This window comes from Mucilaginibacter sp. (genome assembly GCF_039925265.1).
In the GTDB taxonomy this organism is placed as follows: Bacteria; Bacteroidota; Bacteroidia; order Sphingobacteriales; family Sphingobacteriaceae; genus Mucilaginibacter.
Window position 1 is genome coordinate 192244 of record NZ_JBDSZG010000008.1, and the last position, 14061, is coordinate 206304.

General features: G+C 45.5%; 14 protein-coding genes. 2 read left to right on the forward strand and 12 right to left on the reverse strand.

Annotated features, from left to right (window positions below; all coding sequences use genetic code 11):
* Nucleotide 1 precedes the first annotated feature (1 nt).
* From ABIX36_RS02890 to ABIX36_RS02905, 4 genes are all read right to left on the reverse strand, one after another.
* Nucleotides 2-685 carry a response regulator transcription factor gene (locus ABIX36_RS02890; RefSeq protein WP_128533009.1) on the reverse strand — a complete coding sequence of 228 codons (684 nt, stop codon included), beginning with the start codon at nucleotides 683-685 and terminating at the stop codon, nucleotides 2-4.
* Nucleotides 686-691: 6 nt separating this feature from the next.
* Nucleotides 692-1603 (reverse strand): hypothetical protein, encoded by a 912-nt coding sequence (locus ABIX36_RS02895; RefSeq protein WP_348080660.1) that lies wholly within the window; start codon nucleotides 1601-1603, stop codon nucleotides 692-694.
* Nucleotides 1604-1627: 24 nt separating this feature from the next.
* A complete protein-coding gene (locus ABIX36_RS02900) occupies nucleotides 1628-1972 on the reverse strand; it encodes a hypothetical protein (protein WP_348080661.1) in 345 nt (114 codons plus the stop codon).
* A 151-nt stretch (nucleotides 1973-2123) separates the two neighbouring features.
* Complete coding sequence (locus ABIX36_RS02905; protein ID WP_348080662.1) at nucleotides 2124-3050, reverse strand: FAD:protein FMN transferase; 927 nt, start codon at nucleotides 3048-3050, stop codon at nucleotides 2124-2126.
* Between the two features lie 236 nt (nucleotides 3051-3286).
* Here ABIX36_RS02905 and ABIX36_RS02910 point away from each other — a divergent pair, with 236 nt between their 5' ends.
* On the forward strand, nucleotides 3287-4399 hold the full coding sequence (locus ABIX36_RS02910; RefSeq protein WP_348080663.1) for an acyloxyacyl hydrolase: 1113 nt from the start codon (nucleotides 3287-3289) through the stop codon (nucleotides 4397-4399).
* Here the strand turns inward: ABIX36_RS02910 and prfA are convergent.
* From prfA to ABIX36_RS02930, 4 genes are all read right to left on the reverse strand, one after another.
* Entirely contained in the window at nucleotides 4396-5469 is a 1074-nt protein-coding gene (gene prfA, locus ABIX36_RS02915; protein ID WP_128533014.1) for a peptide chain release factor 1, read from the reverse strand. The two genes, ABIX36_RS02910 and prfA, sit on opposite strands and share 4 nt — an antisense overlap.
* Before the next feature lie 574 nt (nucleotides 5470-6043).
* On the reverse strand, nucleotides 6044-6802 hold the full coding sequence (locus tag ABIX36_RS02920) for a UDP-2,3-diacylglucosamine diphosphatase (protein WP_348080664.1): 759 nt from the start codon (nucleotides 6800-6802) through the stop codon (nucleotides 6044-6046).
* 44 nt (nucleotides 6803-6846) lie between these two features.
* Nucleotides 6847-7407 (reverse strand): DUF922 domain-containing protein, encoded by a 561-nt coding sequence (locus ABIX36_RS02925; protein ID WP_348080665.1) that lies wholly within the window; start codon nucleotides 7405-7407, stop codon nucleotides 6847-6849.
* Between the two features lie 21 nt (nucleotides 7408-7428).
* Nucleotides 7429-8370, reverse strand: a complete 942-nt coding sequence (locus ABIX36_RS02930) for an SPFH domain-containing protein (RefSeq protein WP_128533017.1) — start codon at nucleotides 8368-8370, stop codon at nucleotides 7429-7431.
* Between the two features lie 97 nt (nucleotides 8371-8467).
* Here ABIX36_RS02930 and ABIX36_RS02935 point away from each other — a divergent pair, with 97 nt between their 5' ends.
* Entirely contained in the window at nucleotides 8468-9301 is an 834-nt protein-coding gene (locus ABIX36_RS02935; protein WP_348080666.1) for a DUF4262 domain-containing protein, read from the forward strand.
* 45 nt (nucleotides 9302-9346) lie between these two features.
* Here the strand turns inward: ABIX36_RS02935 and egtD are convergent, their stop codons facing one another.
* The 4 genes from egtD to ABIX36_RS02955 are packed head-to-tail and all read right to left on the reverse strand — an operon-like array spanning nucleotide 9347 to nucleotide 14052.
* A complete protein-coding gene (egtD, locus tag ABIX36_RS02940; RefSeq protein WP_348080667.1) occupies nucleotides 9347-10342 on the reverse strand; it encodes an L-histidine N(alpha)-methyltransferase in 996 nt (331 codons plus the stop codon).
* Between the two features lie 20 nt (nucleotides 10343-10362).
* Entirely contained in the window at nucleotides 10363-11517 is a 1155-nt protein-coding gene (gene egtB / locus ABIX36_RS02945; protein ID WP_348080668.1) for an ergothioneine biosynthesis protein EgtB, read from the reverse strand.
* A gap of 5 nt (nucleotides 11518-11522) precedes the next feature.
* The gene (locus ABIX36_RS02950; RefSeq protein ID WP_348080669.1) at nucleotides 11523-13094 is read right to left on the reverse strand and encodes an ABC transporter permease/substrate-binding protein; all 1572 of its coding nucleotides are present in this window, start codon (nucleotides 13092-13094) and stop codon (nucleotides 11523-11525) included.
* The gene (locus ABIX36_RS02955; RefSeq protein WP_348080670.1) at nucleotides 13087-14052 is read right to left on the reverse strand and encodes an ATP-binding cassette domain-containing protein; all 966 of its coding nucleotides are present in this window, start codon (nucleotides 14050-14052) and stop codon (nucleotides 13087-13089) included. The genes ABIX36_RS02950 and ABIX36_RS02955 overlap by 8 nt, the downstream gene beginning before the upstream one ends.
* Between the last annotated feature and the right edge of the window lie 9 nt (nucleotides 14053-14061).

Sequence of the window (14061 nt, forward strand, 5' to 3'; positions counted from 1 at the left end):
CTTAAACGTTTGTTTTTATCCGGTAGCCCAGTCCCCGCACGGTTTCCAACCACTCGGTAGCGGCGAAAACGCTTAACTTTTTGCGTATGTTTTTAATATGGGCATCAATAAAGTTCGAGTCGTAATCGTCGTTCACCACACTCCCCCAAATATGCTCGCTCAACTGTGCCCGGGTTAGGGTGCGGTTTTTATGCAAAATGAGGTATGCTATCAGGTCGAACTCCTTTTTGGTTATAGTGCTCACCGTGTTACTCAAATGCGTTATGGTGCGGTCGGTAAGATTCACCAGGAACCCGTCCAGATCCACCGTTTGGTTTACCAGCCCGAATTTGCGGCGGGTAATGGCTTGCATGCGGCTTTGCAACTCCAGCAATGAGAATGGTTTTGCCAGGTAATCATCGGCGCCAAGGTCCAGCCCCTTTATACGGTCGTTAACCTCCGCGCGGGCGGTAAGAATGATACAGGCCGCTTCGGGGCGGCTTTTTTTTGCCTCCTTTAACAGGTCGAGCCCCTCGTAATCGGGCAGGCCGAGGTCTATCAGGATAAAATCATAAAGGTTTACCGCAATTTTTTCCGATGCAGACGTACCGTTGAAGCATACCTCACAGATATAGTTGTTTTTTGACAAAAACAACTCCACTTCGTAGGCAAGCGCCTTTTCATCTTCTATAATTAAAACATTCATCAGGCATCAATAAAAAACGTAGTAAAATGTTAAGTTATAAAAAGATTCGCGCCGGTTAAGCAGCGCGCCTTCCACGTTCACCGGGATAGAGTATCTGTACGAAAACTCCAAAGTATAATGCGGCCTATTGTAGGATACGGGCACTTTAAAGCTGTAGTTAAGCATGGTAAACTTAGCGTTCGCCCTTGCCCCTATTCCATTTTCGTTCCTGATATAAATATTATTTGCTTCCAGCCGGTATTTATGGTCTATTGAGTAACGCTGCACAAAATTTTGCGTGCCCAAAATAAAATTAAAAGATGGGTTTATAGACAGGTAATCCTGATCGTCGAAAATACTCCAGCTGCTTTCCCAGTACTTTGAGTTGCTGATGGTGGCAAATACATCGTACGATTTACCAAAAAGGTAGTCGCCTATGACGCTGGTTTTAAACGGACCCCAATCATACGAGTTTTTAAAGTTGATATCATTAGATGATGCCGATTTGATGATCTCTGATTCCTTATTAAAAATAAACCGGGTGTAACTGATGGTACCGGTAAACTTTTTGGAGAGCCGGTAGAAATACCCGCCACCCACGTCAATTTCGTCTACCACGGGTTTGTAGCCCAACACTTTTAATGCAGAACCATATATAAAAAAGCCCGATTGATAGTTTATCACGAGGTCGGCCGCCATAAAGGGGTATTTGGTTGGGCCGGTACGCCCAAAAAACAGGGCGTCGCTGCCATAGTTTATACCGGCCGAAAGGGAATTCTTTTTTACAACTGCGGCGGTAGTATCAGCAGGTGTTTTGGTAATTGTATCTGTATCAGCAGCCAAACGGGTTTGCAGGGCTGCAATAAGCAAAGGTTTTGCCACTGCAGCGCTCAACGCGTTACAACTTACTAAAAGAACCAATATGCCGAAGTATCTCATTAATAATATGCCGTAAACTTAATACTAATTATTATTTCTTCTTGGTATCTCGGGCGGCCGCTCCATACCATCGGGCCGGCGCTGCCGTTTAGGTTTAGCTTTGGGCTTACCCGTTGCCGGGTCAATTTCCTCCACCTTTTCGGGCTTGGGCTGTTTTTTTGCTTTAGCTATTTCTTTAATTTTCTTTTTGTCCTCCTCCTGCTGGCGCTGCCTGGCCTTGGTGGTAGTATCCTTTTGTAACGCAGGCGAAGCATCCGTGCGTATAGTGTAACCGGTAAAAGTTTTATGATTAACAGTGTTGGTAGTTGCAGATAAAAGGCGTGGTGCGGATATCATCAAGAGTACAATATACAAAAACCACTTTATCATTTCAGGAGGCAAACAAAAGCTTTATTACCGGTGCACCAAAAGCAATGAGCCAATTGTAAGCGCCGGTAAGCATGAGGGTAAAAATTTTACTTATAAAGGCTTGGTTGTAATATTGGTAAATATATAAATAGCAGCATAAGCAGCAAAGCGCCTATACCGTTAATTTGATATCTTTTGATGTGTAAATGCGTGCGTGGTCGTCAATAATAATGCAGGCCATCTGGTTCAGCTTATTTATTAAATACAAGCCGGCATTTATGCCCATTGCAATGATTGGTGTGGCCATAGCATCGGCCAATTCTGCGCCGGGGGTTATAATGCTTACGCTCTTAATTTTACTAACCGGGAAACCGCTCCCGGGGTCGATGCTGCCAGCTGGTTTAGCATCGGCAATCGCAGGCATTTTTTCCGAATTGAAAGAAGTAGCTATTGCCATATTGCTGATATTAACCCCGGCAAAAGGCTGCGTTGCTTGTGATGGGTCGGCAGTGCCGATGGTCCATGGGGTATTATCAGGTTGCAAGCCCCAGCTTAGCAGGTCGCCGCCGGCGTTAATAACACCGCTGCTTACACCCTGCATTTGTAAAATATATTTTGCCCTGTCGGCAGCGTAGCCACGGCTAATAGCGCCCAGGCCAATGCGCATACCTTTGTTCTTTAAAAACACTGTTTGCTTTGCAGCATCCAGTACAACATTTTTATAATTGGTGAGGCTCAGCCTGCGTTTAGCGGCTTTGGTATCGGCACTAACAATTTGATTTGCAGGATAGGTGATATCAAAAGTACCATGAGTAAGATCAGAGATCTGCAAGGCTCTGTCAACAAGCTTAAAAATTTCGGCGTCGACACGTACGGGCCTGATACCGGCGTTGCGGTTTATCTCGTTCAGCTTGCTGTCATCAGTAAAAGTACTCAACAGTTTTTCAACACGATTGATCTCATTAACGGCTTCGTTTATACGTTCGTCTGCCCAGGCGGCATCATTGGCCACTAAACTTATCCCGAACCTATTACCCATTAAGCGCGCTTCGCGTGCGAAAACCGAATTATTACCTGTTAAACTTTTTACTGCCAGCATATGCATCCAAGATTACGTACAGTTAAAATAAGTTACAGCCGATGCAAAAATTATTGCAAGCACATAACTTAACACTGCTAAAATAACCCGGCATTATGAAATTGAGATGAAAAGGCTATAAAGTGATATTAAATTATTATTTTGCGGGTTACATATATATAAATATTTCAATATATGTAATACAACCCTAATTACATAAACAATTAGCGCAGCCGGCTATTGCGCACCATCAATACATGAAAAAACTCGCGCTGATAGTTCTCTTATTATTTTCATTTGCACGTTTGCTGGCCCAAAGCAATAATAAAATTGAGCTTAACGGCTTGTATGGTTTAAGCACCTTCACCGCGGAATTTTATAAAACCCCCGGGCACATAGGCGGCGCAGAAGCAGCCTACCATTTTGATATGGGGAATAATAAAGCCCCATACATCCGCTTATTAAACGTGCAGGCTATTGACGTAGTTGCCGGCTACCGCAGTTTTAACGATGTAAGTGTAATTGATAGCAATGATGTAGTAACCCATCCTATAGGGCAAGTTTACTCGCTAATGGGTAGGTTAGAGTTCCCGATAGTTAAAGCAGGTGGCACACGGCTGGTTTTTGCGCCCGCGCTGGGCTTTGCATATGCCACCGGCACCTATTTTACCAATGGAAACCCGCTTATAGGCAGCCATATTAATTTATGTACCCAAGCAGGCTTGTTTATAACCACCCCATTAAGCAACACCATAACGCTAAAAGGCGGGATAGATATTTTTCATTACTCCAACGGTGCCGTGCGGGTACCCAATAACGGGGTTAACACGGTGGAAACATCATTAGGTTTTATTAAAACCTTAAACACACCCGGGCCGCAAACAAGCAGTAAGGCCTTCAGCACTTTTTATAAACATTCTTTTGAGATTGGTTTTGATGTAGGCCGCAGGGGCATACAAAAAGCTGAGGGGGGGTTGTACAAAACGGGGTTTTCGGCAGCTTATAATTACCGGCTAAGCCCTGTATTGAGTTTAAAGGCAGGCGGCGATGCCGTGTATTATTTTACGCTCTATCATCCCGATAACGACCCCAAAACAAATTTAGAGCCTACTTACCAATATCACGGCACATCGTTCGACAGGTGGCGTTATGGGCTCAGCGTAGGTGCCGACCTTTGGCTGGGCCGGCTGGCTATCATGGCAAACTATGGGTATTACCTGCACTACAAAAGCACCACCAAAATTAACACCTACTGGACCCCCGGCGTAAAATATTACATGCTGCCGTGGATGGCCCTGCAAGTGAAGGCTTACATCCACAACAGCGATTGTGATTACCTGGGTGGTGGCTTAATCTTCCGGGTGCATTAAGCTGCGGTACCTTCTTTCAACCTTTCGGCGTTCTCAGCAAACTGCAAAGCTTCCATAATTTCCTGCAGGTCGCCGTTCATTACACCGGTAAGGTTGTATATGGTTAAGCCAATGCGGTGCTCGGTTAAACGCCCTTGCGGGTAGTTATAGGTACGTACTTTGGCCGAACGGTCGCCGGTAGCCACCATGGTTTTACGCTTCTTAGAAGTTTCTTCCAGGTGCTTTTGCAGCTCCATTTCGTATACACGTGAGCGGAGTACGCCCAGCGCTTTATCGTAGTTTTTTAGTTGCGATTTCTGATCCTGGCACTGCGCCACAATACCTGTAGGGATGTGCGTTAAACGCACCGCAGAGTAGGTAGTATTTACCGACTGGCCACCCGGACCAGACGCGCAGAAAAGATCCTTACGGATATCGCTCACCTGCAAATCAATATCAAACTCATCTACCTCCGGCAATACCACTACAGATGCCGCTGAAGTATGCACGCGGCCCTGGGTTTCGGTATCAGGCACACGCTGTACACGGTGCACGCCGCTTTCGTATTTAAAGTTACCGTAAGCGTCCTCGGCATTTACGTTGAAAACTATTTCTTTATAACCACCGGCAGTACCTTCGGTATAATCTATCAGTTCGGTTTTCCAGCCGCGGCGTTCACAATAGCGCATATACATGCGGTACATATCGCCTGCAAACAATGCAGCCTCATCGCCGCCCGTACCGCCACGGATCTCGATAACGGCATTTTTAGAATCTTCCGGATCTTTCGGTATCAGCATCAAACGGATGCTCTCTTCCATCTCGTCCTGTTTGGTCAACAGCTCGTCCAATTCCATTTTAGCCATCTCGCGGAACTCATCGTCCTTCTCGGTAGACAAAATTTCTTTATTGGTGTCAATGTTGCTCATAATGTTTTTGTAAACATTATACTGATCCACAATTTTAGCAAGGTCTTTATATTCCTTATTCAATTGGGCAAAACGCTTCATGTCGCTCATAGCGTCAGGGCTGCTTAGTTCAGCTTCTACAGCTTTCCAGCGTTGGAATATCAATTCTAATTTCTCTAACATCTTATTTCGAAAATCAAGTGCAGTGCTAGTTGGTTATGCCAGCCCCGCTTTTTATTACAAGCCTTTTACCCTTTGCTGCGCGCCGCCAAAAAGGCTTTCCATTCCAATCGGGTTTGGTTTACGCAGTGCAGTGCAAAAAACATGCAAAAATACGGAAATAAAGGGATATAATTTATTCAGCGGATTGTAAATAGATATGCCCGACCCTAACCCTCTTCAAAGAGGTATAATCCAGAAAAAAGACAGCGTATTCGATTTTATCTATCCTTCTATTAATCGCTTCAATTTGGGCATCTTCTTACTACTCATTAAATATTTTTTGTATGGGTCGAGGGTTAACATAACTTAACACAATTTCAATATTGAATTTTCAACACTCTGACAATCAACGCATTAAAAATATATTGGGTTAACATTATTTTACATATATAGTGTCACCATAAATGCTAATTCTTTTGTTATGAAACCATACAGAAATTTAACAAACTATCTCTACCGGACCATTACGCACCAAAAGAAGATTCACTTTTTAACTTATCCAAAGAGGAGGATTACTACATAAAGGCCTCGCCGTTTAGGTGAGGTTCTCCTTAAAATATTTCAACTCCAGTGTATACCCGTCGAAAACGGCATAGGTAAAATAGTTTATCCAGTCGCCAATGTTGATGTACCTGCTTGTACCGGTAAGCGGTATATCCATTGGCTTATGCCGGTGCCCATATACCATGTAATCGTAGTATTGGGTTTGTAAAACTTCGTTAGAGTAGATCTCTATCCACTCTTTGGGGTGCAGTTTTTCGTCGCCTATCTTCGCGTTAACCTGCTTACTGTTATGCGACCAGGCATTGGCAATACCTATCCCCAAATTTGGATGCAGCCGGGCAAAAAGCCACTGACATAGCCTGCTGCGAAAAATCTTCTTCAGGAATTTGTATTTATTATCGCCGGGGCCTAAACCATCTCCATGGTGCAGGTAAAGCTTTTTACCTGCACGCTCTATCACCAGTTCGTTGGGAATAATAGTAGCATTAAGTTCGGTTACAAAGTAGTCGAACATCCACATATCGTGGTTGCCTTTAAACAGGTAAAGTTTTACGCCCGCATCGGTTAGTTGTGCCAGTTTGCCCAAAAAACGCACATACCCTTTTGGCACCACCGTTTTGTACTCGAACCAAAAATCGAAAACATCACCCATCAGGAATAATTCGGCAACATCATCTTTTATCATATCCAACCAGCGGATTATGCGATCCTCCCGCTCGCGGGAAGAAGCGTGCCCGCCCGCACCTAAATGAAAGTCGGAAGCGAAATAAAGATTTTTACCAATTGGCATATAGCACCAAAAATACGGCAATATTCCAAAGCAACAAATCTCATTTAGTAGGCGCTGGCACTCAGCGGCGGCATGTTTGCTATCCGTTTAGCAAAATGAACGTCCCAGCTGTGCTGCTGTTGCTTATTGGTGCTATGTTCGGTATCGTCGTCATAATCAATATTCAGCTGTTTGTATTTGGCATCTATGCGGTTAAAAATAGCCATAGCCTCGTTTTGGTAATTAGCCGAAAAGCGCGTACGGTTCACTTCGCGCAGCACTTCCTGCTGCTCCAGGTAAGCTATGTTGTAATGCCCCTGTTCGTGCTTTAATATTTCTGCAAGCGATTGCTGCGAAATAATGCGGGAGCGGTCTATCCACGACCGGTCGCTGTTCATATTCAGCCGGACAGTAAAATGGAGGCGATATTCATCATCGCCGCGCGAAGCCTGGAAACGAAAATCGATGGTACAATTGGTGTAAGCTACCACACCACGGTTGTTGGCGCGAGGATAGCCCTGAAAATCACCCGCCGTTAATTGCCTGAAGGGTTGAGCAAAAAGCGTAGCGGAAGCAAGCAGCAACAACACAGATACCGTGCCTGCACATAATAGTTTAAATCTCATTCAGAAGCCGTTAAGTAAATTTTACTTTTTGACTTTGTCTGGCTGTAAAAGGTTTAATGCCATCATTTCTTTCATGGTGTGTTCCATTCCTGCGGTAGAACCGTCTAAGAAAATAACATTGCCTTTGGAGTTTTCGGCGAAGTGTTTGATAGATTCCGTCCACATGGTGAAGAGGATAACCGAGGTATCCATATTAGCGCCCTGCATTTCCTTGGCTGCCATGGTCATACCCTTGGCCACTTCCTCGCGGAACAACGCGATACCCTGCCCCCGCAACTGTGCCGCCTGGCGCTCGGCCTCGGCAGAAATTTTTATAGCGTTACCGTCTGCTTCAGCAGCTTTTGTTTTGGTGATGAGTAATGCCTGGCCCTCGTTTTCCGCAGCCGCTTTCAGGTTGTTTGATGCAACCACCTGGCTCATGGATTTCATGATCACCTCGTCAAAGGTGATATCATTCAGCTGCAGATCCTGCAGGTGGTAGCCCCAGCCTTCCAGTACGGTATCCAGTTGTTCTTTTACGTGTTCAACAATATCGCGGCGCAGTATAAGCACTTCGCTTTGGCGTTTGGTGGCCACAAAGGCGCGGATAGAGCCCTCTACTGTACGGATCAATGCCTGCATCAGGTTACGCTCGTCTACAAATTTAAAGGCTACGTTTTTGATAGCTTCTTCTGATTGATCGAGCACCGAGTAAAGCAGCATGGCTTTGAAATAAACGTTCGCCTGGTCGAAGGTAACCGCCTGGAACTCCAACTCCACCGAACGGTTCTGGATGGATATTTTAGAGTATATATTTTCGATGAAAGGGATCTTAAAATTTAAGCCCGGCGTTAATATGCGGCGGTATTTGCCGAAAATGGTTATCACTGCGATGGTTCCCTGCTTTACGGTAACGAAGGAGGATACCACCACGATAAAGATGAAGAAAATGATTACATAAAAGACAATTGACGATGCTTCCATTTGGCGCTTATAATTTGAATAAATATAGACTTATTTATTTGAGGCGCAAGATGAAAATTATTCCGTTATCTTGGAATCGCGATTAACGCCAAATAATATGGAATGCAAGCATGATCATCATACAGATGAAGCCCGGAAAAATGTAGAGGCAAATATTGAAAAATACGGGTGCCATCTTGTATTGATTGAAAGGGGCGATTACTTACCGGCATTCGTTTATTCGATAGGGTTGCATCAAAACTTTAATCATCCCGAAATCATCTGCTTCGACCTCAAATCCGAGTTGATGTCAGGTATGATCAACCACGCCTGTGACCTGATCAAACAAGGCGAAAAATTAGTTCCCGGAAAATCATACAGCGACTTTTTGGAAGGCCATAACATCCAATTCCTCCCTGTTGATAAAGAGTTTTATCCGGATTACCTGGGTTATGCTAATTGGTATTATGGTAACGATTTCAATTTCCCTGCGCTACAAATGGTTTACCCTGACTTGCAGGGATTTTTTCCATGGGAGAATAGCTTTGACTCCGATTGGAAATTCAGGCAGCCATTGCTTGATCGGAATACTGATTTTAAGTTTAAAGAAGAGCGAAATGTATGCGTATACACTACAAAGCAGGCACTTGAAGGTGACCCGATACTTTACGCTTACCATAATACCGATGGTGCCTGGCAATTTCATACAAGCGACAGCCCCAACCTTGCAGACGCAAAATTGGTTTCGCTTGAGGAAATGACGAAATTGGACCCAACTCTTAATGAAATTTATCATTTAGAATATGGATGGCGCGCCTGGAGAAACAGCCTAACTGATGCCTGGGATTATGAACAAGACGATATGGAGGAAGAACCAATCGAAGAACCGGAAATCATAAACAAACCAGTCTCTGCCATTAAAAAGCTGACAAATTGGTTTAAATCAAGGTAACGCGGGAGACGCAAAATATCGCGTCTCTACGGAAAAAAAGCCCGCTTATTCCGCCACCCAAACCGCATCTACAAACCAACCCTTGCTATCCAGCAATTGGTTCAACGGCTTAAAGCCTGTAGACCTTGCCATATTATCCACCTGCTGCAGGGTGAACTTTTGGGAGATCTCCATATCGATGTACTCATCCTTAGCGAAGGAGATATTCTCCGTTCCGTTTATTTTAACCTGCTGGTTTTGCAGGCTGATGAGATAACTTTTACACGCACCGGTCTCGGGGTTGTAAGTAGCGTAATGGTCGAATTGGTTGACCTTAAAATCAGCGTTCAGTTCGCGGTTAATCCGTTCCAGCAGGTTAAGGTTAAAGCGGCGGGTAATGCCCCCTTTATCGTTATAAGCCGCAAGCACTGTTTTGGGGTTCTTTTTCAGGTCGACACCTATGAGCACCATATCGCCGGGCGAAAGGTGCTGCCGCAGCACGCGGCAAAATCCTTCGGCCTCGGCAACGGCCATGTTCCCAATATTGGAACCAAGAAACATAACCACTTTGCGTTTAGTGGATATAGAAGCAGCTTTTGTCAGCATCTCAAAATACTCCCCCTGCAAACCATTTATTTTTATACCCGGCAAAGTAACCGGCAGGGTAATGTTGAGATAGGATATCACATTGGCCGAAATATCTATCGGCAAATAGGTAAAATCAGCCTTTTCATCAATAAGGTGTTTTAACAGGTAGCTTGATTTTGTGGCATCTCCGGCACCTAATTCTATCAGATCGAACGCGTCGCCATCTGCAATGATGGATCTGGCCAGCTCCGCAGTTTTTTGGGTAAAGATCTCCAGTTCGCAATTGGTTGGATAGTATTCCTCACAATTCATCAGCTCCTGAAAAAGCTTATCGCCAATGGCATCGTAAAAGTATTTCGAGTCGAGGCGCTTTGGTTCCGAGCGCAGCCCTTTTAAAACATCTTTATAGAATTGCGTGACCGTTACGTCGGTTTGTTTAGCAGATGGTTGTTGGCAGGCGGTGGTGTTTTCCATATTGGTAGATGGTGATGTTATTATTTTGCAAGGCGTATGCCAGTAAATTGCCAGCGTAATTCCGGCTGAAAAAAATTTCGGTAAGTGATACGGCTATGGTTTGGCGAGGTAACTTCTGATGCTCCCCTTAAAACCTTTTGCCCTACCATAAATTTGCCATTGTATTCGCCAATGGCGCCAGGCGCTTTCGCAAAGCCAGGGTATGGCAGGTAGGAGCTTTCGGTCCATTCCCAGCGGCTGCCCCAGTTAAATTGTGTTGCGGCAGCTTCCCATTCAAACTCAGTTGGGAGGCGCATGCTTTTCCAGGAGGCATAAGCATAGGCTTCATAATAGCTAATGTGGCAAAGCGTTTCGTGCAGGTGCAATGGCTCCAAACCGTGGTAGGTGTAGTAATGCCACTCGCCGTCTATCTGGTGCCAGTACATGGGCGCTTCAATCTTATTGGTGTTTACCCAATCCCAACCGGCAGCGTGCCAGTGGCGGAAATCGTGATAACCGCCCGCATCTATAAACTCCAAATATTCGGCGTTGGTAACCAGCACGGGGCTTATCTCGAAAGCGTTTAGGTAAACTTTGTGGCGGTTCAGCTCGTTATCGAAAGCAAATCCCTCGCCCTCGAAACCTATCTCATAAACGCCTTCATCCAGTTTGATGAATGTTTTATCTTCAGCTTCTTCAACCTTTGGCGTTACGTATTCATGCGAATAAGCAGGGAAAAGCGGGTTATTGCCCAGGATAAATTTGATATCCGTCAATAAAAGTTCCTGGTGCTGCTCCTCGTGATTGAAACCCAATACCAGCAGTTCCAGCACCTCATCGCTTAACTCGTTGCAGGCAATATATTTCTGCATGGCATCGTCCACGTATTTGCGGTAAAGCTGGATATCGATAACGGTAGGGCGACTCAGGTTCCCCCTATCCGTACGGATAACACGGTTCCCTACAGTTTCGTAATAGCTGTTGAATACGTAATTGTAGTTTGGGTCGTATTCCTGGTAGCCCATAAAATAGGGTTTCAGGATAAAAGTTTCGAAGAACCAGGTAGTGTGCCCAATATGCCATTTTGGGGGACTAACATCCACCACTGGCTGCACTACATAATCCTCGGTTTGCAGCGGGGCGCATATCTGTTCGGTACGCTGGCGCACCTTTTTGTAACATTCAGCTAAATCCATTGGTATTATTTGCTATCCAAATATCGTTTGAGGTTAGAAATTGTTTTGATATGTAACTCTTTTGCCTGTTTTTCGCGCATCATTAAGGCATAAGCATTATTAAAGCCGATTGGCTTAAGCCACTTGAGCTGGTACCGCTTTTCAAATTCGCGGGCAACGTAATTGTAGGTACTATCCTTGCTTACCTGTAATTGGGTAACCGTTTTTGGTGGTGCCTGCAGTATGGCCAGCAGGCCCGTGCCGGTGTATTCAGGGTAGAAGTCTATCTGGTCGTTCGTTAGCGCGTCGAAAACTATTTTTGTTCCGCCGAGCCCGGTTTTAGTGGCTACATCGTAGTTGGTGTAGCCCTTTATCAGCATGGTGTACATGCTGGCCAAAATGTACTGCTCGCCAAATATTTTAGAACCGATGCGCACTACGCCTTCCTTGCCGCCTTGGTCTGCCCGGTACAACTTCTTCGCCACCAAAAAATCTTTGGCCACCCGCTCGGGCGGCTGGTGCAGGTAATCGGTTTTATAGTTCAGCTCCGTCATGATGGAATCGGTAATGAAACCTGATAACAAATTCAGCGTTTTCTCCAGTTCAGGAAATTTTCGCAGGGCATCCTCTCTTACCACCGGCGCGGCATAATAGGGCGGGAAGATCTTCTTATCATCATCTAATACGATGAGGTCGTATGCCTTCAGTCGCCCATCGGTAGAATAACCGCTGATCACATCCAGTTCTTTTTCCTGCGCGGCCTTATACATCACCGCATCGCTGATTACGATGGTGTGGATCTTTAGTCCGTACTTGCTTTGCAACCCCAGGTTACCATCCTGCCTGCCCATAAATTCGGGTGTAAAACCGGCGGTTAGCTTGCCGCCATAGGCAGACGGGATAAAATACAGGCAGGAAAGTATCAGCAGCGCCACCGGCGCAATCTTTACCGCGCCTTTTATCTTTTTAAAGTTGAGTTTCTGCACCAATGAGAGCAGAAAATCGAATATAATGGCCAGTAATGCCGCCGGGATTGCCCCTGCCAGAATCATGTTGGTATTATTAAGCGAGATGCCACCAAAAATAAACTCGCCTAAGCCACCCGCCGCAATGTAGGACGCCAGCGTAGCCACACCAACATTAATGACTGTAGCCGTACGGATACCGGCCAATATCACCGGCATAGCAAGTGGCAGCTCTACCTTGAACAATACCTGCCACTTGCTCATCCCCATCGCAACCGCCGCTTCTTTTACTGTCCCGTCCACGCCGGTTATACCGGTATATGTATTTCGGATGATAGGCAACAGTGCATAAAGCAGCAGCGCTACAATAGCAGGTTTAGCACCGATGCCCAGCAAAGGGATCATAAAGCCAAGCAGGGCGATACTCGGGATGGTTTGCAATATACCCGCGATGCCCAGCACCACGCCGGAAATGTTTTTTTTGCGCGTGATATAGATCCCCAGCGGCAAACCAATGAGCACGGCGATGAAGAGCGAAATAAATGTTAGCCCGATATGCTGCAGCGTTTGTATGCCCAGCTTATCCGCCTGCTGGCTCATAAACCCCCAAAGCGACTGTGATTCCTCATTCATGCGGCTGCAGGTTTTTATATTGTGAATAGGCCACCATCAACTGCTCGAAAGTGATGGTTTTAACTTCTTTATTTTGCTGGTTGAGGATGTTGAGATTCTCACCCTTAATAAATTGGAATTGTTCCAGCACCGCCCAGAAATCTAATTCGGCCGAGAGCGAAGACGTATTTGTTTTACGGCTGCCCTCTGGTAAGTGCTCCCACAGATCTGTAATTTTAATTGCCTTAAACTCCAGTTGCAGGCGTTGTTCCTGCAAAAAATCGCTTACAAAATCGTTAGCCGGGTGAAACAACAATTCGGCAGGTGTGCCTATTTGTACAATTTTGCCCTTATCCATCAAAGCGATGCGATTGGCCAGTTCACAAGCTTCCTGCACATCGTGCGTTACCAGAATGATGGTTTTGCGCTTCAGTTCGTCCAGCACTTTAAATTCGCTGTGTATTTTGGAGCGGGTAACGTTATCAAGCGCGCCAAAGGGCTCATCCATCAGCAACACCGGCGGATCGGCAACCAATGCCCGGGCCAGGCCTATTCGCTGCTGCTGGCCCCCGCTTAATTCGCTTGGGTAGGCGTTCAGATGGTCTTTGGAGAGATGCAGCTTTTCCAGTAATTCGTTTATGCGTTTATCTGTTTTCGCTTTATCCCATTTCAACAACTGCGGCACAATGGCGATGTTCTCTGCCACCGTATAATGGGGAAACAATCCGTTGTTCTGCAACACATAACCAATACCGCGTCGCAGGGTTTCGGGGTTTTCTTCTAAAATATTTTTACCATTGATAGCAATGCTGCCGCTATCGGGCTCTATCAGCCGGTTAAGCATTTTTAAGGTGGTGGTTTTTCCGCAGCCACTGGTACCCAACAAGGCCAAAGTTTCGCCTTCGGCCACCTCGAAAGAAATGCCATCAACGGCCTTTGTTGTACCGAATGCTTTTAACAGTTGCTCAACTTTTATCATAGCGGGCAA